This window comes from Lapidilactobacillus concavus DSM 17758, assembly GCF_001435835.1.
In the GTDB taxonomy this organism is placed as follows: domain Bacteria; phylum Bacillota; class Bacilli; order Lactobacillales; family Lactobacillaceae; genus Lapidilactobacillus; species Lapidilactobacillus concavus.
Genome location: NZ_AZFX01000002.1, coordinates 1 through 24,435, shown reverse-complemented (window position 1 = coordinate 24,435; position 24,435 = coordinate 1). Strand labels below are relative to the sequence as shown.

Sequence of the window (24,435 nt, the reverse complement as noted above, 5' to 3'; positions counted from 1 at the left end):
CTGAAAAAGGTTTTGCTAGTAGTTTCACTGTTGAGTCTCATGCTGTTTTTGACGGCATGTGCAAACATGAATGCTCCAATCACGAGTAAGAGTACGGGATTCTGGAATCAATATATTTTATATCCATTTTCTTGGTTCATTCTAAAACTGGCTTCATTTTTCGGTGGCAGTTATGGTTGGGCAATTGTGGCATTCACAATTATTGTTCGAGTGATTTTACTGCCTTTGAATCATCTCAGCACTAAGAACATGAAGAAACAAAGCGCGATTCAGCCTGAACTTCAAGCTTTGCAAAAGAAATATAGCGCGAAAGACATGGAAACACAGCAAAAACTTCGTGAAGAAACGCAGAAGTTAATGTCAGAGGCTGGGGTTAACCCTGTCTATGGTTGTTTACCAATGTTGGTTCAGTTGCCATTCATGTATGCTTTATATCAAGTGATTTGGCGAACGACTGAATTGAAACAAGGAACGTTCTTGTGGATGCAATTGGGCGAGAAAGATCCTTATTACATCATGGCAATTTTGGCCGGGTTATTTACTTTCTTAAGTACGTATATCAGTAACTTGAGTATGCCTCAAGTTGGTTCAACTGGGAAAATCATGCAGTACTTAATGCCATTCATGATTATCATTCCAGCAATTAATATTGCTTCAGCAATCTCGTTATACTGGGTAGTCACGAATGCATTCCAAGTTGTACAAACATTGTTGCTTCAGAACCCCTTCAAGGCAAAGCATGAGCGTGAGGAGAAGGAACGACTTGAACGAGAGCATGAACAGAATTTAAGACGTGCAAGAAAACGTGTTTACAAGAAAAAATAGAAAAAATACTGGGGAGTTGATTGATCATGGCGCAATACGAAGGTGAGACGATTGAAGCGGCGATTCAAAATGGATTAGCCAATTTGAAAATTGAACGACAAGAAGCTGATATTCAAGTCATTCGTGAAGAGTCTCGGGGTTTTCTGGGGTTCGGGAAGAAAACTGCGATCGTTGAAATGACCACTTCTCCAGCGGTGACCAAGGCTAAACAACAAGTTTTTGAACAGAAAATAAAAACTGCGATCAAACACGATGCAAAGCAAGATCAACAAACTGTTTCAGATATTAAGAAAAATCCAATGGCACCACGCCAGGCACAAGTTGCTCAAGCTAAAAAGCCTGAAGTACAACGTAATGACACACAGGCAATTAAAGATTTATCAGTTTATTTGATGGATTTGACGAAACGCTTGGGTACCCCTGCATTAATTCGGGTTGAACAGCAAGGTAAGGGACAGGTTTTTCACTTAGATACGGCTAAAGAAGGCTTGCTGATCGGCAAACATGGCCGCTCAATCAATTCGTTACAGTATTTAAGCCAGACATTCTTTAATCATCGCGGTCGTTCGCGACAAACCATTATTTTAGACGTTGGCGATTATCGTGAGCGGCGCGAGCGCGCATTAACTGCGCTTGCAAAGCGAACAGCACGGGAAGTGGTGGCAGATCATAAGTCTGTCTATCTAGATCCAATGCCATCGTTTGAGCGTAAGCTGATTCATACGTTGTTAGCAGATAGTCCATATGTTGAGACTTTTTCTGAAGGTGTCGATCCAGAACGCTACGTCGTTATAGCGCCAAGAAAAACTGTTAAACTACCTTAACCTTGCTTTTAATGGTTGAAAATCACAAACATGATGTTTTGACAAAATTAAATTTTTAAGATATGATTTGTTCAACTTAATTGATGAAGTAGTCAAAGTGCTTTATCCATCGAGTCTTTCTTTAATGGAAGCTCAATGGATTTCGGGCGCTTTTTTTATTGGTCAAATTTTAACTGCATATGAAGAAAGGAATCGATAATATGCCGATTGTTACTGAATATGATACGATTGCTGCCATTTCAACACCACCTGGTGAAGGTGCAATTTCGATTGTTAGACTTTCCGGTGATCAGGCCGTTGAAATTGCAGAATCGGTTTTTCGTGGACCGAATTTATTGAAGGTTGCTAGTCATACGATTCATTATGGCCATATCATTGAGCCGCAGACGAAGAAGGAAATCGACGAGGTCATGGTTTCGGTGATGCGTGCGCCGAAGACATTTACACGCGAGGATGTTGTTGAGATCAATTGCCATGGCGGTATTGTCCCGACAAATAAGATTCTGCAATTATTACTTGCAACTGGTGCAAGAATGGCTGAACCAGGTGAATTTACGAAACGTGCCTTTTTGAATGGACGAATCGATTTGACGCAGGCAGAATCTGTCATGGACTTGATTCGTGCAAAAACAGATCGTGCGATGCAAGTTGCATTAGATCAGCTTGACGGTAATTTACATCATCTGATTCACGAACTACGCGCCGAAATATCTCAAGTCTTAGTTCAGGTCGAAGTGAATATTGACTATCCTGAGTACGATGAAGAGGAAATCACGGCAAAAATGTTGCGGGAAAAAGCAATTATGGTGCAACAGCGAATCGATCAACTCCTTGCAACTGCGCAACAAGGTAAGATTCTGCGCGAAGGTCTTGCAACAGCGATTATTGGTCGGCCTAACGTTGGTAAATCTTCACTTTTAAATTATTTATTGCATGAAGATAAAGCCATTGTTACAGATGTTGCGGGAACTACACGCGATGTGCTTGAAGAATATGTGAATGTTCAAGGCGTTCCTCTGAAGCTGATCGATACTGCTGGAATTCACGAAACAGAAGATAAAGTTGAAAAAATTGGTGTTGCTCGTAGTCGGAAAGCCTTATCTCAAGCAGACTTAATTGTATTAGTTTTAAATGCGAGTGAACCTATCACCGAAGAAGATCGATCATTAATAGAAGAAACAAAAGCGCAAAAACGGTTAGTGATCTTAAATAAAACAGACTTACCTCAAAAAATCAGTCCTGCTGATTTGGCCGCACTAGGTGTCAAAGAATCGCCGATTTTTGCCTCAATCAAAAATCAGAGCGGACTATCTTCAATTGAGCAACAAATCAAAGTGCTATTCTTTGGTGGAATTGAGAATAGTCAACAGAATGTTCTTGTGTCAAACAATCGGCAAATTGGTCTGTTACAACAAGCTAAAGCCTCATTGGTATCCGTAGTTAACGGATTAGATGCGCAAGTGCCAATCGATTTGGTGCAAATTGATATGACGGCATGTTGGGAAAAGTTGGGTGAAATTACCGGTGAAAATGTACCAGATGAATTAATTACGCAATTATTTAGTCAATTTTGCTTAGGAAAGTAGGTAAAGAATTTGGAAGTTAAGCAGTACGATTCTTATGAATATGATGTGATTGTTGTTGGCGCAGGTCATGCCGGCAGCGAAGCAGCCTTGGCAGCTGCCCGAATGGGGCAAAAAACATTATTGTTGACCATTAATTTAGATATGGTTGCATTCATGCCATGTAATCCTTCTGTCGGTGGCCCAGCAAAGGGCATTGTCGTTCGCGAAGTAGATGCACTCGGCGGACAAATGGCAAAGAATATTGACGCGACTTATATTCAGATGAGGATGTTGAATACGGGTAAGGGACCAGCCGTACGTGCACTGCGAGCACAAGCAGATAAGGCAGACTACCATGCCGTGATGAAGGATACGATTGAAAATGAACCTAATTTGACGCTGCGGCAAGGGTTAGTTAATGAGTTAATCGTTGAAGAGCAGATTTGTAAAGGCGTTATAACGGCAACTGGAGCTCGCTATTATGCGAAAAGTGTTGTGTTGACTGCTGGGACATCTTCTCGTGGAAAAATCATTATTGGCGAGCTAACCTATTCGTCTGGTCCTAACAATTCATTGCCTTCAATTAAATTATCAGAAAATCTCGAAGCAAATGGGTTTAAATTACGTCGCTTTAAAACTGGAACACCACCACGAGTTGATGGAAACACCATTGATTACGATCAAACAGAAGAGCAACCAGGAGATACGAAACCAAATCATTTTTCTTTTGAAACGCCTGATACCGCGTATCTAAAAGATCAATTATCCTGCTGGATGACTTATACGAACGAGACGACACATCGAATTATTCGTGAAAATTTAAGTCGAGCACCAATGTTTTCAGGCATCATTGAGGGTGTTGGCCCTCGTTATTGTCCTTCAATCGAAGATAAAGTGGTTCGTTTTGCCGATAAACCACGGCATCAATTGTTCTTAGAACCAGAAGGCCGCCATACTGAAGAATATTATGTTGGTGATTTTTCGACTTCGATGCCAGAAGAAATTCAGCTTAAGATGCTGCACTCAGTTGCTGGCTTACAACACGCTGAATTGATGCGTCCTGGATATGCCATCGAATACGATATTATTGAGCCATGGCAACTGAAGCATAGCTTAGAAACTAAAGTTGTTGCCAATTTGTTCACTGCGGGGCAGATGAATGGGACATCAGGCTATGAAGAAGCGGCTGGACAAGGCATTATCGCTGGTATTAACGCTGGTTTGCGGGCACAAGGTAAACCTGCCTTCACACTCGGTCGTGATGAAGCTTATATTGGCGTTATGATCGATGACTTAGTTACCAAAGGAACGAACGAGCCCTATCGATTATTGACGAGCCGCGCAGAGTATCGCTTGATTTTACGTCATGACAATGCAGATTTACGACTCACGGAAAAAGGTCATGAACTCGGTTTGATCAGTGAGGCAAGATATCAAAACTATCTGAACAAGAAGTCATTGATTGAACAAGAAATGACGCGTTTAAATGAAACTCGAATCAAACCAACACCACAAACGCAAGCTTATCTGGCAGATCGACACGTTACACCACTGAAGGACGGCATTTTAGCAAGCGAATTATTGAAGCGTCCTGAAATCAAGTATGATGATATTATTGCCTTGTGTGGTGACAGCTCAGCTCCAATTGATCGATATATTAAAGAACAAGTTGAGATTCAAATCAAGTATGCTGGGTATATCAATAAAGAAAAGCAGAGTGTTGAAAAACTTAAGCGTCTTGAAGCTAAGAAAATCCCACAAAATATTGATTACCAAGCTATTAATGGATTAGCGACAGAGGCACGACAGAAGCTAACGAAAATTCAGCCAGAGACAATTGCACAGGCGTCGCGTATTAGCGGTGTTAATCCGGCTGATTTGGCTATTCTCAGCGTCTATATCGAACAAGGCCGAATTGCAAAGGTCAGCTAATTAAATTAAATGATCCCTAAACCTAACTAGCAATTCCTCATGTTTTGAGTTTTAATTAAATATGAGGTGTTTGATATTGAGGCAAAGGGATCATTTTAACTTTTTTCATATTGGCTTTATTTTTAAGGGATTAATTGTTGGCTTACTCTCTGGGTTAATAGTGAGCTGCTTCCGATTACTCATTCAACAATCCTTAGGTTATTGGATTGATTTATATCGATTGGCGCACTTGAACCATTGGTGGTTTGTGCTGATTGTTGCCATTCTGTTTGTTATTGGTGCGATTAATGCGGTGCTTGTCAAACAACAGCCGCATATCATGGGTTCTGGTATCCCAGAGGTTGAAACTCAGCTGAGTGGACATTTAGCCATGAAATGGTGGGCCATCTTATGGCGTAAATTCGTTGGTGGCGTGTTAGCAATCGGTGCGGGTTTATTTCTAGGTCGTGAAGGACCATCGATTCAATTAGGTTCTTCAGTAGGTCAGGGGTTCGCTGAACGGTTACATGAACACGGAACTAATAAACGGGTGCTAATTTCTGCAGGAGCCGCTAGTGGGCTCTCAGCGGCATTTAACGCGCCAATTGCGGGGACGTTTTTCGTACTAGAGGAAATTTATCATAATTTTTCTCCGTTGGTTTGGATGACATCATTAACCGGTGCATTGGCAGCTAATTTTATCTCTTCTAATTTTTTCGGTTTAACACCCGTCCTCCATTTGGACTATGCGAATAATTTTCCATTAGCACTTTATGGACACTTGCTTGCATTAGGTGTGCTGCTCGGTATACTCGGTATCATTTATCAACAAATTCTGTTGAAACTGCCTGAGCTGTATGCACGACTGGTTAAGTTACCAAGGTTTCTTGACGGTTTTGTGCCAATATTGCTTGTGATTCCCATTGGTTATCTTTGGCCACAAACGCTAGGAGGCGGCAACAGCCTAATCCTCAGTTTAGCTGATCATCAGCCAGCAGCCTTGATCGTCCTTGGACTGTTTGTTTTACGTTTTGTTTTCTCGATGATTTCTTATGGCTCCGGATTACCTGGCGGCATTTTTCTACCAATTCTAACTTTGGGTGCGCTAATTGGGGACCTTTATGGTGTTGTGATGGTTAATCTCGGGTTATTGCCACGCGAACTCGTCATCAATCTTGTTATTTTTGCCATGGCAGGATACTTTGCTGGTATTGGGAAGGCTCCATTTACAGCAATACTGTTGATCACGGAAATGGTTGGTACTTTGGAACACTTGATGCCATTAGCTGTTGTCTCATTAACGGCCTACCTAGTGGTCGATTTATTGGATGGTGCCCCGATTTATGAATCATTAGCTGAAAAGATGCAAAAAGAGCAATTAACATTGAAGCAAACGGGTCGACAAGATCGAATTGAGATTCCTGTTTTTGAAGGTTCAAGTTTTATTGATCAACAGGTTCGTGACATTGCTTGGCCAGATAACACACTGTTGATCTCAATCCATCGAGGGGAACATGAATTAATTCCTCACGGTGATACCGAGATTCAGGCAGGAGACACATTGATTGTTTCTACTGATCACAATCAAAGATTAACGGTAAAGATGCGTCTTGAAAAATTAAGTCATCTAGCATCCGATTGAGTAAGATTATTTCCCAGGGAATAATCGCCGTGGATGAATTCCAGTATTTTTTTATGATATTGTGAAGTAATCGGCGGTTGTGCTTGAAAAATCAGTTCAAATGCAATAAAATTAATTGAATAAGTAAGGAGGTTCATCATGTCACAGAATAATCACACTGGTATGAACGGTGCACGTCGCCCTGTTAACGAAACAAACATCAAGAAGAACAAAAAAGCTAATGACAAGGTTTTGGAAACTTTGAAGAAATTAGCTGCAGCTGATAAATAATTTTAGCTCAATTGAAGTCGAACATTCATGATGTTCGATTTTTTTTTGCTTTTTTTAGTGAATTGGGATCTTTAGATATTGATGTGTTCTACTGCTAGCTTTCTATCGAGTTAAGTGTTTCATCTTGTAGCCAGTCTGTTTCGAGAAGAGTTCGCGTTTGCCGCCAAATTGGAATCCATAATTGAGCAGTATAAATTCTGACGAGACTCCACCAGAATAACGGATCGTTTTTTTCAACTGTTGTTAAATGGAGTTGAATTGATTCACCTTCTTCAGAGATACATTCGATTTTCTTCATGTTGACGAGTCTTTTAATTTGGATAGCAACAATTTGTTGATTTTCTAGGAGCATAATCAATCATCCTTTCTGATATTTGTTAATGATAAGTTCAGCTTACCAAGAATAAATGTCGAGATAATGACGAAAAAACAGTTCAAAATCTGATTTAATTTTGAAGAATACGATATTTTTATTATCGATTGGTAAAATTGGTGATGTGGTTGTTGAGTCTATCCTCAAAAAGATGATTAAAATTTTACGATGTGATGAGCTGTTGTCCAACAGTAATTGTGCTAAGATAAAGATAATAATATAGGGTACGGGGTAAATCAGATGAATGTTTTTCAAGCACTCAAGTTTATTACGGTCAATCATCAAAACGTGTCACCTGACCAGGTCGCATTGACTGACCTAAACGGTAAACCCAATGCGGTGATGACAGACTTATTACATGATATTTTGACTAAAATGTATTTATTTGTCGATTTAGAACAGATTGAGGATGTGGGCGACGTGATTGCAAGATTAGCGCGAACAACACCACTTCCGCAAGATGTTTTAGACGAATATCAAAAGGCCCTCGAGCAAGCTGTTTATCAAGTCAACTTTGCAACGAAAAAGGGGTTAGTTGAAATCGTTTATGATGATTTTGTTTAAGTTGAGATATCGTCTGCGAAGTTTAATGAATTTAAATGCCAAGGGTCAAACCGAATGATGTTTTTGTGGTCATTCGGTTTTTTTGCTCACGGTGATTGAAGCGAGGGTGGAATAAATGCGTTTGAAGTGTCAATATTGTCGCTTAACTTTAGATCAACAACATTTTATGCTAGGTGAAAAGCAATTAACGAGTATCTGCGATATTTGTCAGGTGCGTGGGTTGCCGATTGGTGAGTTCGAGAATGGTCCTATTGAGCAACTGGCACTTGCGCGTCAATCAATCTTCTTGGGCTTACCTTCAGAAGTTCGTCAATCATCACAGAATCGTCTTGCTTTGACGAAAAAAGAGCAGCGCGCTTGCATGAGTTTAATTAATGGATTCGATGCCCTAACGATTGCGACTCAGCATGATGAGCTGCAGCACGACTTTTATCGGCGGATAATTCAGTGGCAGGATCACCCTGATCACTTGGTAATTACAGGAAACATCCCGGAAGATATTGCTAATTTAGGCTGTGATACAGCAGTCCTGTTTGATAAAAATAATCTTGATTTTACGACTCGTGCTTATATTCGCGAAAAGTATCAGTATCGGTGTCAATATTGTGGGCGTTATGGCGATAGCGTGGATCATAAAAATCCAGTCACATTTTCAAACGATAATCGGATTGAAAACCTAACTTTATCTTGCCGTGAATGTAATAAGTTAAAAGGCAGTATGCCTTACCAACTATTTAAACAATGGAATGCAGAAATACCAGCAGTTTTAGCAAGATTACGTGAATTTGAACAGACATTGCACAACCTAGCAGAACAACAGAAACGACAACAGAATCGATTGGCGGTTCAAAGTCACTTAACAACGAATTTACGTGACCCACAGCTGATGATACTTCGTCAAAAGATCAAGTCTTTGCAGGGTCTGATCGATGGAGAGATGAGTGATTATCAAAAGATGATTGCCATTCGACATGATTATGTTTTATCGCATTATGAAGCATGGCAGCTTGAACGGAAAGGATAGGATAAAATGCGTTTTTTACATACTGCGGACTGGCATTTAGGTCGACGACTATTCGGCTATGATCTTTATGAGGAACAACGAGACGCGATGCGACAATTAATTGAGATTGCACAAGAAGAAAAGGTTGATGCAGTGGTCGTAGCGGGTGATTTGTATGATCGCCAAAATCCAGCCGAACAAGCAGTCGCGCAATTGGCTGACTTTATCCAAGAAATCAATCTTGAGTTAAAGCTACCATTGCTCATGATTAATGGGAATCATGATAGTGCTGTCCGTTTAGGTGTCGGCAATCAATGGTATCAGCAGACGAATTTCTATTTGCACACACAATTGAGTCAGGCTTTTGAGCCAATTGAAATGGAAAACGTGCAATTCTTTCTGTTACCCTATTTTGAGCTTTATGAAGCACGGCAGTTTTTTGAAGATGATCAAATCAGAACGTTAGAACAGGCGATCACTCTGGTGGTTGAGCAGATGCAGAAACATTTCGTTGCTGGAAAGCAGCATGTCTTAGTGGCTCACTTTTTTGCTGCAGGGAGTCAACGTTCCGATTCCGAAACGACGATCAGTGTCGGTGGATTAGATGCAGTTCCGATAAATCTATTGGCACCATTTGATTATGTTGCATTAGGACACGTTCACAACAAAGATGCGCTACAACAAAAACTAGTGCGTTATAGCGGATCGTTGTTGAAGTTCTCATTATCTGAAGCACATCAAACAAAAGGTGTGCTGATTGTCGATACGGACCCGCAGATTTCGGTACACTTTAGACCAATTAAACAATTGCATGAGGTTCAGAATATCCAAGGTGAATTCAGTGATCTCACGAATAATGACTATTTACGTACTCATCATGTCGATCAAACTGCCTATACGGGAATTGTACTTGAGGATACAAACGTCATTAGCAATGCGAGTCAATATTTGCGCGACAAGTTCCCACGCTTTCTGATGATGAGTCGAGCGCATGGATTAGCCACTTATACGGAGAAAAAAATTACCGCGTCACAACTGCAATCACCGTTAAAATTACTTTCAGATTTTTACGAGGATGCGACTCAAACCACTTTATCTACAGCACAGAAAAAAGTAGCCGAAAATGCATTGAAGGAGGCAGATGAATGCGACCTTTAAAACTGACCATGAATTTCTTCGGACCTTATCGACACGAGGCCGTCGACTTTACAGCCTTCGATCAGTCACCCATGTTTCTCATCAGTGGACCAACCGGTGCGGGAAAGTCGACTATTTTTGATGGCCTTGTTTATGCTTTGTACGGAACGGCATCGGGTTCACAACGCGAGGTTGGTGATTTTCGCTCAGAATTCGCGAGTGATGACGATGAAACGAGTGTCGAATTAACATTCATCCATCGAAATCGATTCTATCGAATTAAACGGCAGCCAGAACAAATTCTGGCAAAAAAGCGCGGATCAGGGACAACCAAACGGGCTGCTCAAGTTGAACTCACCGTTTATGAAGACGAGACGGATGCAACTGAGGTGAAGCAGTACACCAAGATAGATGCAACGAATATTTTTTTGGCCGATCTGTTGCAATTGAATGCCGATCAATTTCGTCAGATTGTGTTGTTACCACAGGGCGAATTTCGGATGTTCTTAAATGGAGATAGTAATCAAAAAGAGGCAGTATTACGCAATCTTTTCCAAACTAAGCGTTATGAACGATGGGTTGTTCAAATCCAAGAACATTTCAAGCGTGCTCGACAACAGAATATTGCTGCGCAACAAAAAATTCAGATGTTGTTGCAACAAGTTGAAACAACAGAAAATTCTGAGTCGAGTCCGGCGAAAGAACTTGAAGTAGCTTCTACGACTGATAAACTAGCTCGTTTAAAAATACAGACAGAGACGTTATCGACAACGTTGGATAACGTCGAAGTTGTTTTATCGAAACTTACTGAAGAAAATGAACAAAAGCAAAATCAGCTGGCCGAATTAAGACGTATTCAAGAATTATTTGAACAACGTACGTCGTTAGAGATTGAAGCTGAATCATTGCAAGTCCAAGCCACAAAAATAAATCAAATCAAGCAACAGTTACAGTTGGCAACTTGGGCAGAAAAAAACCGTTCGCAAGTCCTTGAATTACGACAGCTGCTGTCGCTGATTGAAACAACACAGCGACAAATATTACAGGCACAGCAAGAGGACACACAGATTTCAGAACGGCTGAGCCAAGCTGAAACACAAAAAAACAAACTAGATGAACAGGCTAGTGAGCAAGAAAAATTGGCTCAAAAAGTATTCCAGTTGACGGCGTTACAACCATTGTATCGAGAGATTACGGAAATCAATACACATAAAAAAACAATTACGCAACAATACAACCAGCAAAAACAAAGGCTGGCTGAATTAAAAGATGCTCTTGAACAAAATCAGCAACAACGTCAAAAGAATAAAGCGGCGCAACAAAAACAGCCTGATTTTTATACGCAACAGCTTGAACTGGAACATCGTCAACAATCACTGACAAATTGGCAACAGACGTTAACACAGTTACAATCGCAGCAGGAATCAATTCAACAATTGACTCAGAAAATTAGTCAGCTTGAACAAGCGTCAATGGATCAGCAAGAAGTCTATGAACAGTCGCTGGCGGTTTACCAGGAGAAGAAGAGTGACTATGCGTATCAACAAATTTTAGTTTTGAGACGCGACTTGTTGCCAGGGCAACCTTGTCCAGTTTGTGGATCTAAAGACCATCCTCAAGCTGAAGTTCACGACGTGGCTACTGCGGTGGCGACGATTTCTGAACAGATGGTAGAAGATGCTGATCAAAAGCGCCAAGACGCTTTAAAACAGCTGACGCAAAGCAAGAATCAATTAATGATGTTACATGAACAACTCGATAAATTAATTGAGGATCACTCAACAGCTGAGCGACTTTTTAGACAGAACCTACGCGACTCAGCGCAAACCCGACAATCTTCTCTAGATCAGCAAGCAACATTAACTGACATTAACTCGTGGCTCACGGTGCAACAAACGACGATCACGACGCAACAATCGTCACTGCGAGATCAACAGGTCCTGGCGGAGCAGCGAGTGAAGCAGCTCGAGCAACTCGAACAACAACAAGTTGAATTGGTCGCTCAGCAGACAGTTGAACAAACAAATGAGGCTAAGCTTGAGCAGGAGTTGTTAGTCATCGAAACACAAGTTGCTGATAAGCAAAAACAATTGCCAACTGAATTTAAGACTCTTATAGAACTTAATCAGTTTCTGCAAGTGAGTCAGAAACAACTCGATCAGTATCGCCAATCTGTGGAAGCAAATCGTCAAGAACTCAATCAATTGCACCAACAACAAACCGCAAATCAAACGAACCAACAACATTTTGCCGAACAGTTAAAAACACAACGAGAACGTTATAACGACTCACGGCAACAACTTGCAACAATTTTTGACAAGGTTTGGCCTGATATGGGGTTCGATGAGCAGTTGGTTCGTTTTGCCGAAGTGGCGAATACAATCAACCAGATGGCTGAATGGCAGACACAACTGACAACCTTTGAACAACAAGTCCTTCAGAATAAAGCCTTGATACGTAATCTCAACGCGCAATTAGCCAATTATCACCAAGTGCCAGATCTAGACGCTGCACAACAAGAAGTTCAAACTGTTAAGCGACAACTTACACATCAGCAGGAAATTCGTGCGCAACTCAAGAGTCAAATTGAACAGCAAGAAAAGATATATCAGCAGGTGGATGATTTAAATCGCCATTTAACAGATCTCAGTGAGCTGCAATTATTAAGTGAAGTGACGCGTGGTAATGGCAGTCAAAAGTTGGGTTTGGAGCGTTATGTATTACGAACTTTTTTGCGAGAAGTGTTAGAAGTTGCCAATCAGCGACTTGCTCGATTGACGGAAGGACGCTATCAATTAACGCTTGCCACGGAATCTGGTGCCACACGTAAAAACTCAGGATTAGAATTGGACGTGTTCGATGATTATGTTGGTCATCATCGAAGTGTCCGCACATTATCCGGTGGCGAGAGCTTCATTACGGCGTTAGCTCTGGCTCTGGCGTTAGGTGAAGTGGTTCAGCAGCAAACTGGAGCCGTTGAGATCAATGCTTTATTTGTTGATGAAGGTTTTGGGTCACTGGATGAAAATTCATTGCACGAAGCAATCGATGCCTTAATGAGTCTTGAAAGCCAACAGCGTATGATTGGCATTATTAGTCATGTGCGTGAACTACAGACTCAGATTCCAGATCAGTTAAAAGTAACCAGCACTGGTGGTGGCGAAAGTCAGATTAGATACCAGTTGAGTGCTGAAGCCTAACATTCGATTATCAATCTGAATATTCTGGTTTCAATGACAAATCAGTGTCATTCAGAATAGAAATACAAGTGCTATTTAGCCGTAAAAACAGGTAAATGACTATAGTCGATAGATAGATTAATATTGAGCATTGTTGCGAACAACAATGCTTTTTTATTTTGTCTAATATTTATTAGTCGCATTTTAATAGCTAATTTATTTTTTACATAAAAATAAAAAGTGCACAATAAATAAAAATAAATTAGTTTTAGTTTATAAATAACATTAGTTTTGATTGATTAATTATTTATCACTTGCTATACTACAAAAAACAGCATGTTTTCATTTTGATATTGGAGGTTTTAGATGATGAAAAGAAGCAAACTGATGATTGCGCTATTGGCTTCATTAATGGTATTTCTGACAGCTTGTGGGGCACAAAGTCAATCTAAGTCCAGTACTAAAAGTTCGGATAAAGTGACGTTGGATTTTTGGACTTTTTGGGGATCTGGGGACCGTCGAGAAGTTATTGAGTCGATCATCTCGGATTATAATCAATCGCAAGACAAAGTGACGGTTAAACATAGTTATCAACCTTGGGGAGATATTTGGACCAAGTCACTGTCTGCAATTACGGCCGGCAATCCACCCGACGTGATTGTGCAGGATATTATGTCTGTGAGCAACGAGCTGAAGCCAAACAATCCGTTGATATCAGCCAATATCTTGATCAAAAGACGAAGAAACAATTTTATCCGCAACTTTGGAAAACGGCACAATATAAAGGTGGTACCTATGGATTACCTTTTAATACAGATACACAGGTCATTTTCTATAATAAAAAACTATTCAGTGATGCCGGATTAAAAGATGCGGATTTACCAACAACTTGGTCAGAACTAGAAGACGTTGCGCGTAAATTAGACGTTAAAAAAGGGAAGACGTACTCCCGTGTTGGTTTCTACCCGCTCTGGAATTTAGGTGCCGATGTTTAAGCATTAAATGCTGATAATGGTGTCAGTTGGTTTGATGATGATGAAAATATTAAGATTAATACTAAAAATAAAGTTTCTGCACTCCAATGGATCCTTGACCAGCAGAAGCACTATGGTAAAGATACGATTAATCGGTTAGAAGCAGAGTTTGGTTCTGGTGTTTCTGACCCATTCTTGTCGGGAACAGTGGCGATGCGTGCTCAAAATTTAAATTATTATACGAGTCTGAAGGAAAACGCACCTGAAGATTTTGAATTTGGGGTGCTTCAATTACCAGAATTTAAAGCGGGTAGTGGTCATTGGTCCTGGGGCGGTGGGTTCACCGTTGAAGTTCCTCATGGTGCAAAACACGTCAAGGAATCGGCAGACTTCATTAAATATTTGACCAGCGAAAAAGTGCAACAGAAATTCGGTGCGGCGAGTTTCGATATTATGGCCAACGAAAATGCCAATAATAATCTAATTAGCGGAGATGAGCTCGATAAAACGGGGCAGATGATCTATGCGATGGCCGCGAAAAATATGAAGGAGACCATAATGACGCCGGTTCCACTGACTGCTCCTGATTTTACTAATCTTATCCAAGAACAAATCGACGCAGCGCTGCTGGGCAACAAGTCAGCGAAACAAGCGTTAGGTGATGCTCAAACTGCAGTTGAAAATTTGGTTAAACAGCATAAGTAAGCTCAATCTCGAATGAAGCGAGGTGTTCTGAATGCAGAAGCGTTCATTGCGACAAAAACGGGAAGCAAGATGGGGTTATTTATTCGTTGCCCCTTTTATCATTGGCTTTGTGGTGTTCATGCTAGGTCCGATGCTATTTTCTTTCATCGGTAGCTTTACAGATTACAATCTGACGTCCAAAATGAATTTTATTGGTCTGGGCAACTTTCGCCGCATGTTTTTAGAAGATCAGTTATTTTGGAAGTCGTTGTACAACACGTTGTATTTTACAATTTTTAACGTTCCCATGACGACGGTGTTTAGTATCTTCTTAGCTGTTATTTTGAATCAAAAGCTAAAAGGAATTCGAGTTTTTCGAACGATTTTTTTCCTACCGTTAATTCTATCAGGTGTTGCCGTATACATTCTCTGGATGCAATTGTTATCGCCTTCGAGTGGTATGGTCAACACGATTCTCTCATGGTTCAGCATCAAAGGACCATCTTGGTTATTCGATCCGAATTGGACGAAGCCCGCATTGATCATGATGAAATTGTGGAGTGCTGGCGGGGCAATGTTGCTTTATATTGCGACGTTACAAAATGTGCCGACACAACTATATGAATCCGCAGAACTTGATGGTGCGAATACCTGGCATAAATTCCGACATGTCACCTTGCCAATGATCACGCCAATTATCTTTTATGATGTCATCACGAGTACAATTGGATCATTCCAAATTTTCCAAGAAGCCTATGTGATGACAAATAACGGGCAAGGTGGACCTGCAAACTCTCTCTTATTCTTCAACCTGCACATGTGGAATAAAGCCTTTGTAGGATTCGACATGGGGTATGCGATGGCCATGTCAATGACGTTGTTTGTCATTGTTTCGATTTTGACGATTATTAATTTGAAGTTAGCACCAAGATGGGTGCATTATGCTGGGGGGAATCAATAATGGCAGTTGAACCGCAAACAATGAGTTCTGAGCGATATCACGGTCCTTTGAGCACCCGTTATAGCGACAATACTGCAATTACCCTGGCGCAAAAAAAACGACGTAAGATTAATGCCCGAACGCTATTGAGCTACTTGTTGTTAAGTGGCGTCAGTCTAGTTTTGCTGATGCCGCTCCTCTGGATGTTCTTTACATCATTGAAGCCGATGAGTGAAATCGTTCAATTCCCACCGACTTTTTTTCCAAAGTCAATTCAGTGGGAAAACTACTTAACCGCCATCAACGCGTTTCCCTTCTGGTCATACGCGAAGAATACCATTATTATTGCCGGCTTCGTGGTAATCAGCAATGTTCTCTCTAATTCATTCATTGCCTATGGATTTGCTAAATTGGAATTTCCCGGGAAAAGATTCTTGTTTGCTTTGGTGCTCTCAACGATGATGGTTCCAGGATTTGTGACGATGATTCCGCAATATGTTATTTTTTCAAAAATCGGCTGGGTTGGCACTTACTTACCGTTGATCGTACCTTCGTTCTTCGGTAATGCCTTTAATATCTTCTTGATGCGCCAATTCTATCTGTCTATTGGTGACGAATTAATTGAAGCCGCAAAAATGGATGGCGCTAATCACCTTTATATTTGGAGCCACCTGATGATTCCATTAACCAAGCCAGCACTAATCACCATTGCGATTAATTCCTTCAATGGCGCATGGAATGACTTCTTAGGACCGCTAATTTACATCAAAGATCAGAATCAATATAAGCTTCAGATTGGCTTACAGGTTTTTAAAAACCAATCAACGACCGAATGGCACTACCTAATGGCCGGCGCAGTAATGGTCTTGCTACCATCGATACTACTCTTCTTCTTCGCACAGAAGTATTTCATCGAAGGTATGGATCTCACAGCCGGCTCGAAAGGATAATCGCCATGCAAATACAAACAAAGAAATCCTCGCAAATTATGGTGGAAATTGCCAATTGGGTGCCAAAAATGGCAGCCTTAAATCTAGTCTGGCTAGTAAGCAGTCTCCCAATTATTACATTATTTCGATCAACACGATCGGCAATGTTAGTCCTAAGTGAATTGCAGACCAATGTGCACCAGCCAATCCGTGAGTTGTTCAAAAAAATTTACCAGTCCAATGAACGGCGTTATGATCGTATTGGAAGTTTACTCTTTATGATTGCGGGCGTAAATGTTTGGTTTCTATTACAGCAACCAACCGCTTGGACCAATCGCTTAGGCTATGCATTGATGTTCGCGATGATTGGCTTCGTCGTGGTTTGTAGTTGGCGGGTCCTTCTGAGCAAATTTGATTCAGAGCGCTCGTTTTTACTGGCCTTTATGATTGCGGGGAGGAATCTTTTAGTCGTTGTCACTCAGTTATTGAGTTCGCTTATATTGATAGGATTATTCATGGGATTATTTAGCGGGGTATTTATCATCATAGGCGGTGTTGGGCTCATGACCTTGAATACCGTTCTTGTGGAGAAACGATTACGAAGAAAGTTTAATATCTGAAGATTGTTATTAATTATTTGGAAGGACTGGCAGATATATGGGTCAGTTCCTTTTTATGTAAAAAAAGTAAATTTTCGTGGTATGACAATTAACTAGTTGGTGTTCAAACAGTTGTTTAAAATTGGTAAATAATAAAAAGGAGTTTCAGTACAAAACGTCTATCAACTTCAAATCGTAAAACTTGCTCTATAGCGTTTTTTTACTAATTTTCCAATTGTCAGATCAAGTGCAAAACTTTCGGACTTATTCCTTAATTGGTCTAAATAAACCTCAACACAGGAATAATATCTGCTGGATATTTCTGGTTGAGGCTCTTTCCTGTTCAACCGAACATGATTATGGCTGGGTAGTTTTACTCTACGACGTGATTTCATGGGTAGATCATAATTTCGTAAAGGAATCAATTTTTGATCAATGTAACGATAGACTGTCGATATGAGTGAGCAGGGTAAATCGAGGTGATTGGCTTTGACTCAGTGAATAAAAGTATCTATGCTGTAGAACATTGATTTAGTCTCCTCAAGCATCTTTACCAAATTTTTAAGGAAACTTACGTAGTGTTCAAACAAACCGTTATAATAACTATTTTGGCGGCTTGTTTGACACTCTCAATTTTTGTTTCAATACTATATTTTTCTATAGAAAAACCCCTTGAATTATTTTTCTCCAATTCAAGGGGTTCAGTTCAGGGTTCACTTCATTCATAGCTTTTTGCTAGTCGAAATTGGTCCAACTGAATTAGTGTTGCACATCAATTTTAAATCTGTTTAAAATTGATGATAAAAAAATTCTTGTCAAATACATTGTACTTGCAACTATTTAAAAAATCCAAAATAATTATAAGCATTATTATAACTAATGTCCTGAACGATTTTACCAATTCCGGTTAAGTCATCTGGGACACGGCCACTGACAATTAAATTTCCGTAATAGTCACATAGAACTCGTCTGAAATATTCATGACGTGGATATGACAAGAAACTTCGGGAATCTGTCAACATTCCAACAAAATTAGATAATAGGCTTTGCTCCGCAAAAGTTTCTAATTGTTTTGTTATTCCTTCCTTTGTATCATTAAACCACCATGCTGCACCTAATTGTAGCCTTTGGATGCCATTCCCCTGAAATGATTGCATCATGGTTGTTAGTGATAACCAATCATTAGGGTTGAGGGAATAAAAAATTGATTTCGGAATGATATTTTGATCAGCCATTTCATAATATAATCTTTGCATTTGAATAACTATATCAGGCTGAGATCCCATTGAGTCAAACCCTGTGTCAGCACCGATTTTATTAAACATTGGATGATTTAAATTTCTTGCAGCATTTAGATGAAATTGCATTGTCCAACCAAAGTCATTGTTTAATTTCATTAGAGCTTCTATTAGTGCAGTAATATACTGATAACATTCTATGGAAGTTAACGATTCGTTATGGATCCCTTTTTCCAAAATTATGTCTAGTTCTTGTTTTGTAGATTTGACAAATACAAATGTCCCTAGTGAGTGGTCAGATAATTTGCAACCAATGTCGGAAAAGTACTCAAAGCGCTGATGTAATGCTAAGATTAAGTCGTTAAATGAATGAATGTTGATTCCCGAAACCTCACTAAAATTTTGTATATATTTGCCAAATGTATTACTTTTAATGTTCATTAAGTTATCTGGACGCATAGCTGGCAATGTTTTAAATCCGTTGATTCTTTCGTCGATTCTCAGTAATTTATGATAATGAAGATCCGATGCTGGATCATCTGTCGTGCATACAACTTTAACATTTGCATTACGAATCAAAGATCGCGTACTGAATCTATCTGTTTGTAATAGCTTATTGACTTTATTCCAGATATCAGGTGCTGTTTCAGTTGTCAATAAGTCATTGATGCCAAAAAAACGTTGTAGTTCTAAGTGTGTCCATTCAAAAAGAGGATTTCCTTGAGCCTTTTGAATGGTTTCAGCCCAAGCTAAAAATTTTTCATAATCATTTCCGTTTCCTGTGATAAATCGTTCTGAAATACCATTTGCACGCATTAATCTCCACTTATAGTGGTCGCCATAGGTACCTTCATTTAACCAGAGTTTTGTGATGTTAGTAAATTTTTTATTATTATAAATTTCTTCAGGATTTAAATGACAATGAAAATCAATAATTGGCATTTCTTTCGCATAGTGATGAAAAAGATAACGTGCAGGTTGAGTCGTTAATAAAAAGTTATCATCTAGAAAAGACATGTTTATTCCCCTTGATTGTGCAATTTTTAAATACACTAATGGTAATCTATCATTTATCAGCTCCGCTAAATATAGTAAGCAATTATACGAAAATAAAACCAGTATCATTGCGATAAATTGATTGAAACAACTGACGATTTAAATTGCTTATTTGTGAACTACGGTTTGGTTATCTGCTCATACTTGCACCAGTTCCGTGATCCTGAATAGAGCGAATTTCGGGGTCGCTAATTAAATTGAAATCGCCATTAATTGTCAACTTCAAAACACTGGCTGCAATTGCATAATTGATCATGTTTTTGGGTTCGAAATGATGCAAAATACCATGAACTAAGCCCGCACCAAAGGCATCTCCAGAGGCAACGCCTTCCATTACATGCATGTCATAAATTGGAGACTGATAATAATGACCGTCTTTCAACAGAAGACCTGTCCATTGACTTGTCTCCACAGACTCGATATTTCTTAATATGCTTGCAACTATATGGCAGTTGGGATAGCGTTTGGTAATTTCATACATGCCTTTTTTGAAATTATCCTTTTGATCGATGCCGAATTTCATGTTGCCATCAAATGCTTTAATTCCTAGAGAAGCTTCGAAGTCTTCATCATTGGCAATGCAAACATCAACGTAATTCATTAATTTAGACATGACGCATTGCGCATGATGAGTTGTCCACATTTTACCACGATAGTTTAGGTCACAGATTACTTTAATACCATTCTTTTGACAATATTGACATGCGGAAAAAACAGATTCTTCTATTTCGGTGGATATTGCAGGCGTAATACCTGAAAAATAAAAATAATTAGTACTTTTTAGTATCTTTGGCCAGGAAAAATCAGATTTAGTTGCCATCGCAAATGAGCTCCCGGCGCGATCATAAACAACATTGGTTGATCGAATGCTAGCACCTTTTTCAAAATAATAAATTCCTAAACGCGGCCCACCACAAAGAATATTTTTGGTATTAACACCATATTTTTGAAGTTCAGATAAAGCAGCGGTACCTAGAGGATTATTTGGTAGTTTAGTAAGATATTCAGACTCATCTCCCAAAAGGCTCAGTGAAACAGCCACATTTGCTTCCGCCCCACCGTAGTTGGCATCGAATTGATTCGCCTGTATAATTCGTTGATAACCACTTGGATGTAGGCGCAACATCATCTCTCCAAATGTTAGTACTTTTGCCATTTAATCACCTTCAGTAATCATTTTATGCCAGCCCTGAATTTTTTTAATAAATTGCTCAGCATTATGGGTAATTGTATCTAAGCTTGTTTCGTTATTTCCTACAAGGCTACCACCAATTCCGACAGCGTATGCACCGGCTTCTAGCCAATCTGTTATATTAGATAAATTTATACCGCCCGTTGGCATAATTCGAGTATCTGGGAAAGGTCCATGCAATTCTCTGATCATTCCTGGGCCAACAACGCTGGCTGGGAAAACTTTTACTAATCCAATTCCATATTTTTTAGCATGATATACTTCAGCCGGAGTGAAACAGCCCGGAAAGTAATTAATATTTCGTGCATTGCACGTCAGCGCAACTTGTTCATCAAATGTAGGACTAACGATGTACTCAGCACCAGCGTTGATTGCTTCGTTAGCATCAAATGCTGTTAAAATAGTTCCAGCACCAATTAAAACATCTGAATGCTCAGAGTTTGTTTCTAATAACAGTTTAATTGCTTTTGCGGCTTCTGGCACTGTATAGGTAAGCTCGATTCCCTTCACACCGCCCTTAATGCAAGCTTGGGCAACTTCGATACTCCGACTAATACTATTTGCTCTGATTACAGCAATAATACCGGCTTTACCAACACTTGCTAATATCTCTTCTTTTAACATCAAAATGCCTCACTTTTATAAAATGTATTAATGTTGATTAATTACATTAAGATCTATTCTTATCCAGTGCTTCCCATAATCCGTTTAGATAAGTGATTCCGAGTGCACGATCGTAAAGCCCATAGCCCGGTCGTCCGTTTTCTCCCCAGATATTACGACCGTGGTCTGGTCGAATATATCCTGAATAGTTACATTCGTGTAGCGCTTTCATTATATTGTACATGTCTAATGATCCTTCTGATGATAAATGAGCAGATTCGTGAAAATCGTACTGATTGTTCATAAATTTAATGTTTCGCGCATGTACAAATGGAACGCGATCTTTGCTTACAAACTCACGGATGATTGCTGCAACGTCATTCTTTGGATTTTCACCCAATGATCCAGTGCAGATTGTAAATCCATTATATCTAGATTCATACATCTTTTCGATTGCAAGCATATCTTCACGGTTCTTATAAATCCTTGGTAACCCAAACAGTGAACGAGGTGGATCATCAGGATGCATTGCCATTCTGACGTTATACTTTTCGCAAATTGGGATAATTTCATTCAGAAAATACTTTAAATTTTCTGATAATTTTTTTTCATCGATATCTGCATATGATTTAAAGAGATTCTCAATTGTTGCTAATCTATCAGGTTCCCATCCTGGTAAAGCATAGCCTTCGGAGTTATTTTTTACACGGTCAATGATTTTCTGTGGGTTATTATCTAACTTATTTGCTTCAAAGCTTAAATCAGTTGAACCATCTTCAAGCTTAAAGTGAAGATCCGTGCGAAGCCAATCAAAGATTGGCATAAAGTTGTAACAGATAACTTTAATACCATATTCTGATAAATTTCGTATTGTTTGTTTGTAATTATCTATATATTTGTCTCGAGTCGAGGCGCCAGTTTTTATATCATCGTGTATGTTAACTGATTCTATGACTTCCAGTTTTAGTCCCGCTGCTTCAACTTGTTGTTTAAGCTGTGAGATCCTTTCTTTTGGCCAAACATCCCCTGTAGGAATATCGAACAGAGCACCAACAACTTGGGTAGTTCCAGGAATCTGTCTTATATATTTTAAATTGATTGGATCATTTTTCTCTCCATACCATCGGAACCCCATTTTTAAATCCGCCATTATTAATCCTCCAACGCTCTTTGAAGTGTTTTGATGACTGCACCTGGTCCTGTAATCATTTCTTTAAAATATTCTTCTACTTTTTCTGCCAGACCAATTTCATTTAAGTCATGGCCAAAAATACTTTTATTACTTAAGATTGGCATTAATTGATCATGTACAGATATTTTGGAATTCAAGTTAATATCTGAAACTATTGGTTGTAACTCTGATAAAAGGGGATCGGGACTTATTTCGAACGAATTGCCTGAATCATCAATACCCATCAGATAGCGACACCAACCAGCAAAAACTAATGGAATCGCAATTAGTTGCTGTAGACTTCGCTTGGACTCTATATAGTGCTGAATAGTTACACCATAGCGAATTGAAATCTTTTGAGAAGTATCACTTGCAATGCGCTGAGGTGTATCTGGAATGTTTTTATTAGGTAATCGAACATTGATTAATTCATCAATAAAAGCTCTAGGATTAATAATTTTTGGATTTTTAACAACCGGTAATCCTTCGAAATAGCCTAATTGCTTGATTAAGGATACCAGTGTCGGATTTTTCATTTCTTCAGAAATTGACTGTTGATTAAGCAAACAACCAAAGATTGCTAAGGCAGTGTGTAACGGATTTAAACAAGCCGTTACTTTCATTTGGTCGGCGTCATTTACGGTTTCACGATTTGTCAAGATTACACCAGCATTTTCTAATGCTGGTCGTCCATTTGGAAAGTTATCCTCAATGACTAGATAATGAGTTTCTTCAGTGTTTCCAAATAGTGCGATATTGGTATTTTTTAATGTGTGGATAATTTCAATATCCTCAAATCCAGTTTTTTTAAGCTGTTGAGCGACTAATTCTGATGGATTTGGAGTAATTCGATCAATCATTGACCAAGGGAAACTGATCTGAGTTTCATCTTGCAAGTAATCAATAAATGATTTAGGAACAAACTTGTTATGCGCCCACCCTTTTGCAATTGTTAATATGCCCTCTTCGAAATGATGCCCGTTCTCAGAAAAGTTATCTGTACTAATCATGGCTAGTGGAAATGCGCCTGCATTATAACGGCAGAATAACAGACGAGCAATCATTCCCATATTTGTCATGGACTTATCAGGGCCTTCCTTAATATCCTGTTTAGCATTATCAGTCAAGTTACCATGTGCGTCTAATAATTGATATCCTTTTTCGGTAATTGACATTGTTACCATTTGTAAGGTAGGGTTGCAAAATATTTGTTTTAATCTAAGCCAACCCTTAGGATTATTATGGTTATAATAGATACTTTCTGCCACACTGGCTAATAGCTTTTTTTGTAGGTACTGCTTTGTTGCATGACCACTTGTAATATTCGATTGTTAAATGGTTGATAAACCTGTTCAATTACTTGATCATCATATGTTTCAGCGATAATAAGACCAGATTTTAAATCTCCATGGTCTAAAAGGTTTTGCGCAATCTCTGCGTGAAAGCAGCGGAATAGATTTCCTCCACCGAAGTGCACCCATACTGGATTTTTGTCTGTTTCTTGCTCCATATCTTCTTGGTTGAAATTTGGAGTTTGAATGTTATTTTTTTTAAACTTATTGGGGTTATTGAGATAGTCGTCAGTTAATTTGACCATTTTGTAGTTAGACCCTTCCGCCTTTTAAAATATTAATATATCAGTTGACGATTAATAGTTTATTCTCTTTTATTCAAATGTCAATCGTATTTTGTTAAATAGATTGGGAGTGTACAATATTTTGTGTAAATAGTAATTGAAAAGGGAAGACCTTCCCCG

18 protein-coding genes and 2 pseudogenes are annotated in these 24,435 nt (G+C 39.3%); 14 read left to right on the top strand and 6 right to left on the bottom strand.

Translation table 11 applies throughout. The annotated features are described in order from the left end of the window. Positions 1-39: 39 nt before the first annotated feature. The 6 genes from yidC to FC15_RS09385 all read left to right on the top strand — a co-directional run bounded on the left by yidC (position 40) and on the right by FC15_RS09385 (position 7,037). The gene (yidC, locus tag FC15_RS00365) at positions 40-825 is read left to right on the top strand and encodes a membrane protein insertase YidC (protein WP_083479008.1); all 786 of its coding nucleotides are present in this window, start codon (positions 40-42) and stop codon (positions 823-825) included. A gap of 26 nt (positions 826-851) precedes the next feature. Then, on the top strand, positions 852-1,649 hold the full coding sequence (jag, locus tag FC15_RS00360) for an RNA-binding cell elongation regulator Jag/EloR (RefSeq protein ID WP_057822778.1): 798 nt from the start codon (positions 852-854) through the stop codon (positions 1,647-1,649). A gap of 179 nt (positions 1,650-1,828) precedes the next feature. Continuing rightward, entirely contained in the window at positions 1,829-3,235 is a 1,407-nt protein-coding gene (gene mnmE, locus FC15_RS00355; protein ID WP_420835676.1) for a tRNA uridine-5-carboxymethylaminomethyl(34) synthesis GTPase MnmE, read from the top strand. A 9-nt stretch (positions 3,236-3,244) separates the two neighbouring features. Further along, on the top strand, positions 3,245-5,146 hold the full coding sequence (gene mnmG, locus FC15_RS00350; protein WP_057822774.1) for a tRNA uridine-5-carboxymethylaminomethyl(34) synthesis enzyme MnmG: 1,902 nt from the start codon (positions 3,245-3,247) through the stop codon (positions 5,144-5,146). A 61-nt stretch (positions 5,147-5,207) separates the two neighbouring features. Continuing rightward, complete coding sequence (locus tag FC15_RS00345; RefSeq protein WP_057822772.1) at positions 5,208-6,767, top strand: ClC family H(+)/Cl(-) exchange transporter; 1,560 nt, start codon at positions 5,208-5,210, stop codon at positions 6,765-6,767. A 138-nt stretch (positions 6,768-6,905) separates the two neighbouring features. Then, positions 6,906-7,037, top strand: coding sequence for a hypothetical protein (locus FC15_RS09385; protein WP_268872197.1), 132 nt, complete (start codon positions 6,906-6,908; stop codon positions 7,035-7,037). A 94-nt stretch (positions 7,038-7,131) separates the two neighbouring features. On the opposite strand, the gene FC15_RS00340 is transcribed toward FC15_RS09385, so the two are convergent. Continuing rightward, positions 7,132-7,389 carry a hypothetical protein gene (locus tag FC15_RS00340; RefSeq protein WP_057822770.1) on the bottom strand — a complete coding sequence of 86 codons (258 nt, stop codon included), beginning with the start codon at positions 7,387-7,389 and terminating at the stop codon, positions 7,132-7,134. A gap of 261 nt (positions 7,390-7,650) precedes the next feature. Here FC15_RS00340 and FC15_RS00335 point away from each other — a divergent pair, with 261 nt between their 5' ends. From FC15_RS00335 to FC15_RS00300, 8 genes and pseudogenes are all read left to right on the top strand, one after another. Beyond that, a complete protein-coding gene (locus FC15_RS00335) occupies positions 7,651-7,974 on the top strand; it encodes a hypothetical protein (protein ID WP_057822767.1) in 324 nt (107 codons plus the stop codon). Positions 7,975-8,089: 115 nt separating this feature from the next. After that, positions 8,090-8,998, top strand: a complete 909-nt coding sequence (locus FC15_RS00330) for an HNH endonuclease (RefSeq protein ID WP_057822765.1) — start codon at positions 8,090-8,092, stop codon at positions 8,996-8,998. Between the two features lie 6 nt (positions 8,999-9,004). Next, positions 9,005-10,135 carry a metallophosphoesterase family protein gene (locus FC15_RS00325; protein WP_057822764.1) on the top strand — a complete coding sequence of 377 codons (1,131 nt, stop codon included), beginning with the start codon at positions 9,005-9,007 and terminating at the stop codon, positions 10,133-10,135. Continuing rightward, a complete protein-coding gene (locus FC15_RS00320) occupies positions 10,123-13,314 on the top strand; it encodes an AAA family ATPase (protein WP_057822762.1) in 3,192 nt (1,063 codons plus the stop codon). Before FC15_RS00325 ends, FC15_RS00320 begins: the two co-directional genes overlap by 13 nt. Before the next feature lie 348 nt (positions 13,315-13,662). Beyond that, positions 13,663-14,972: pseudogene (locus FC15_RS00315) on the top strand (ABC transporter substrate-binding protein). A gap of 31 nt (positions 14,973-15,003) precedes the next feature. After that, entirely contained in the window at positions 15,004-15,912 is a 909-nt protein-coding gene (locus FC15_RS00310) for a carbohydrate ABC transporter permease (RefSeq protein WP_057822760.1), read from the top strand. Positions 15,913-16,079: 167 nt separating this feature from the next. Beyond that, positions 16,080-16,841, top strand: a complete 762-nt coding sequence (locus tag FC15_RS00305) for a carbohydrate ABC transporter permease (RefSeq protein ID WP_371861349.1) — start codon at positions 16,080-16,082, stop codon at positions 16,839-16,841. A 5-nt stretch (positions 16,842-16,846) separates the two neighbouring features. Beyond that, positions 16,847-17,440 (top strand): YesL family protein, encoded by a 594-nt coding sequence (locus FC15_RS00300; protein WP_057822758.1) that lies wholly within the window; start codon positions 16,847-16,849, stop codon positions 17,438-17,440. 815 nt (positions 17,441-18,255) lie between these two features. Here the strand turns inward: FC15_RS00300 and uxaC are convergent. From uxaC to FC15_RS00275, 5 genes and pseudogenes are all read right to left on the bottom strand, one after another. Then, positions 18,256-19,674, bottom strand: a complete 1,419-nt coding sequence (gene uxaC / locus FC15_RS00295) for a glucuronate isomerase (RefSeq protein WP_057822756.1) — start codon at positions 19,672-19,674, stop codon at positions 18,256-18,258. Between the two features lie 169 nt (positions 19,675-19,843). Next, positions 19,844-20,869 (bottom strand): sugar kinase, encoded by a 1,026-nt coding sequence (locus FC15_RS00290; protein ID WP_057822753.1) that lies wholly within the window; start codon positions 20,867-20,869, stop codon positions 19,844-19,846. After that, positions 20,870-21,529 (bottom strand): bifunctional 2-keto-4-hydroxyglutarate aldolase/2-keto-3-deoxy-6-phosphogluconate aldolase, encoded by a 660-nt coding sequence (locus tag FC15_RS00285; protein WP_057822751.1) that lies wholly within the window; start codon positions 21,527-21,529, stop codon positions 20,870-20,872. It abuts the gene before it with no gap. A 46-nt stretch (positions 21,530-21,575) separates the two neighbouring features. Further along, positions 21,576-22,658, bottom strand: coding sequence for a mannonate dehydratase (gene uxuA, locus FC15_RS00280; RefSeq protein ID WP_057822749.1), 1,083 nt, complete (start codon positions 22,656-22,658; stop codon positions 21,576-21,578). A 2-nt stretch (positions 22,659-22,660) separates the two neighbouring features. Further along, positions 22,661-24,276 (bottom strand): annotated as a pseudogene (locus tag FC15_RS00275) (mannitol dehydrogenase family protein). Positions 24,277-24,435: the final 159 nt, after the last annotated feature.

Excerpts from the sequence above, each read along its gene's own strand:
- uxuA (WP_057822749.1), bottom strand. The coding sequence starts at position 22,658 with ATGGCGGATTTAAAAATGGGGTTCCGATGGTATGGAGAGAAAAATGAT.
- uxaC (WP_057822756.1), bottom strand. The coding sequence starts at position 19,674 with ATGTCTTTTCTAGATGATAACTTTTTATTAACGACTCAACCTGCACGT.
- yidC (WP_083479008.1), top strand. The coding sequence starts at position 40 with ATGCTGTTTTTGACGGCATGTGCAAACATGAATGCTCCAATCACGAGT.
- FC15_RS09385 (WP_268872197.1), top strand. The coding sequence starts at position 6,906 with ATGTCACAGAATAATCACACTGGTATGAACGGTGCACGTCGCCCTGTT.
- FC15_RS00310 (WP_057822760.1), top strand. The coding sequence starts at position 15,004 with ATGCAGAAGCGTTCATTGCGACAAAAACGGGAAGCAAGATGGGGTTAT.
- FC15_RS00290 (WP_057822753.1), bottom strand. The coding sequence starts at position 20,869 with ATGGCAAAAGTACTAACATTTGGAGAGATGATGTTGCGCCTACATCCA.
- FC15_RS00285 (WP_057822751.1), bottom strand. The coding sequence starts at position 21,529 with ATGTTAAAAGAAGAGATATTAGCAAGTGTTGGTAAAGCCGGTATTATT.
- FC15_RS00305 (WP_371861349.1), top strand. The coding sequence starts at position 16,080 with ATGCCGCTCCTCTGGATGTTCTTTACATCATTGAAGCCGATGAGTGAA.
- FC15_RS00320 (WP_057822762.1), top strand. The coding sequence starts at position 10,123 with ATGCGACCTTTAAAACTGACCATGAATTTCTTCGGACCTTATCGACAC.
- FC15_RS00345 (WP_057822772.1), top strand. The coding sequence starts at position 5,208 with ATGAGGTGTTTGATATTGAGGCAAAGGGATCATTTTAACTTTTTTCAT.
- jag (WP_057822778.1), top strand. The coding sequence starts at position 852 with ATGGCGCAATACGAAGGTGAGACGATTGAAGCGGCGATTCAAAATGGA.
- FC15_RS00300 (WP_057822758.1), top strand. The coding sequence starts at position 16,847 with ATGCAAATACAAACAAAGAAATCCTCGCAAATTATGGTGGAAATTGCC.
- mnmE (WP_420835676.1), top strand. The coding sequence starts at position 1,829 with ATGAAGAAAGGAATCGATAATATGCCGATTGTTACTGAATATGATACG.
- FC15_RS00330 (WP_057822765.1), top strand. The coding sequence starts at position 8,090 with ATGCGTTTGAAGTGTCAATATTGTCGCTTAACTTTAGATCAACAACAT.
- FC15_RS00340 (WP_057822770.1), bottom strand. The coding sequence starts at position 7,389 with ATGCTCCTAGAAAATCAACAAATTGTTGCTATCCAAATTAAAAGACTC.
- FC15_RS00335 (WP_057822767.1), top strand. The coding sequence starts at position 7,651 with ATGAATGTTTTTCAAGCACTCAAGTTTATTACGGTCAATCATCAAAAC.
- FC15_RS00325 (WP_057822764.1), top strand. The coding sequence starts at position 9,005 with ATGCGTTTTTTACATACTGCGGACTGGCATTTAGGTCGACGACTATTC.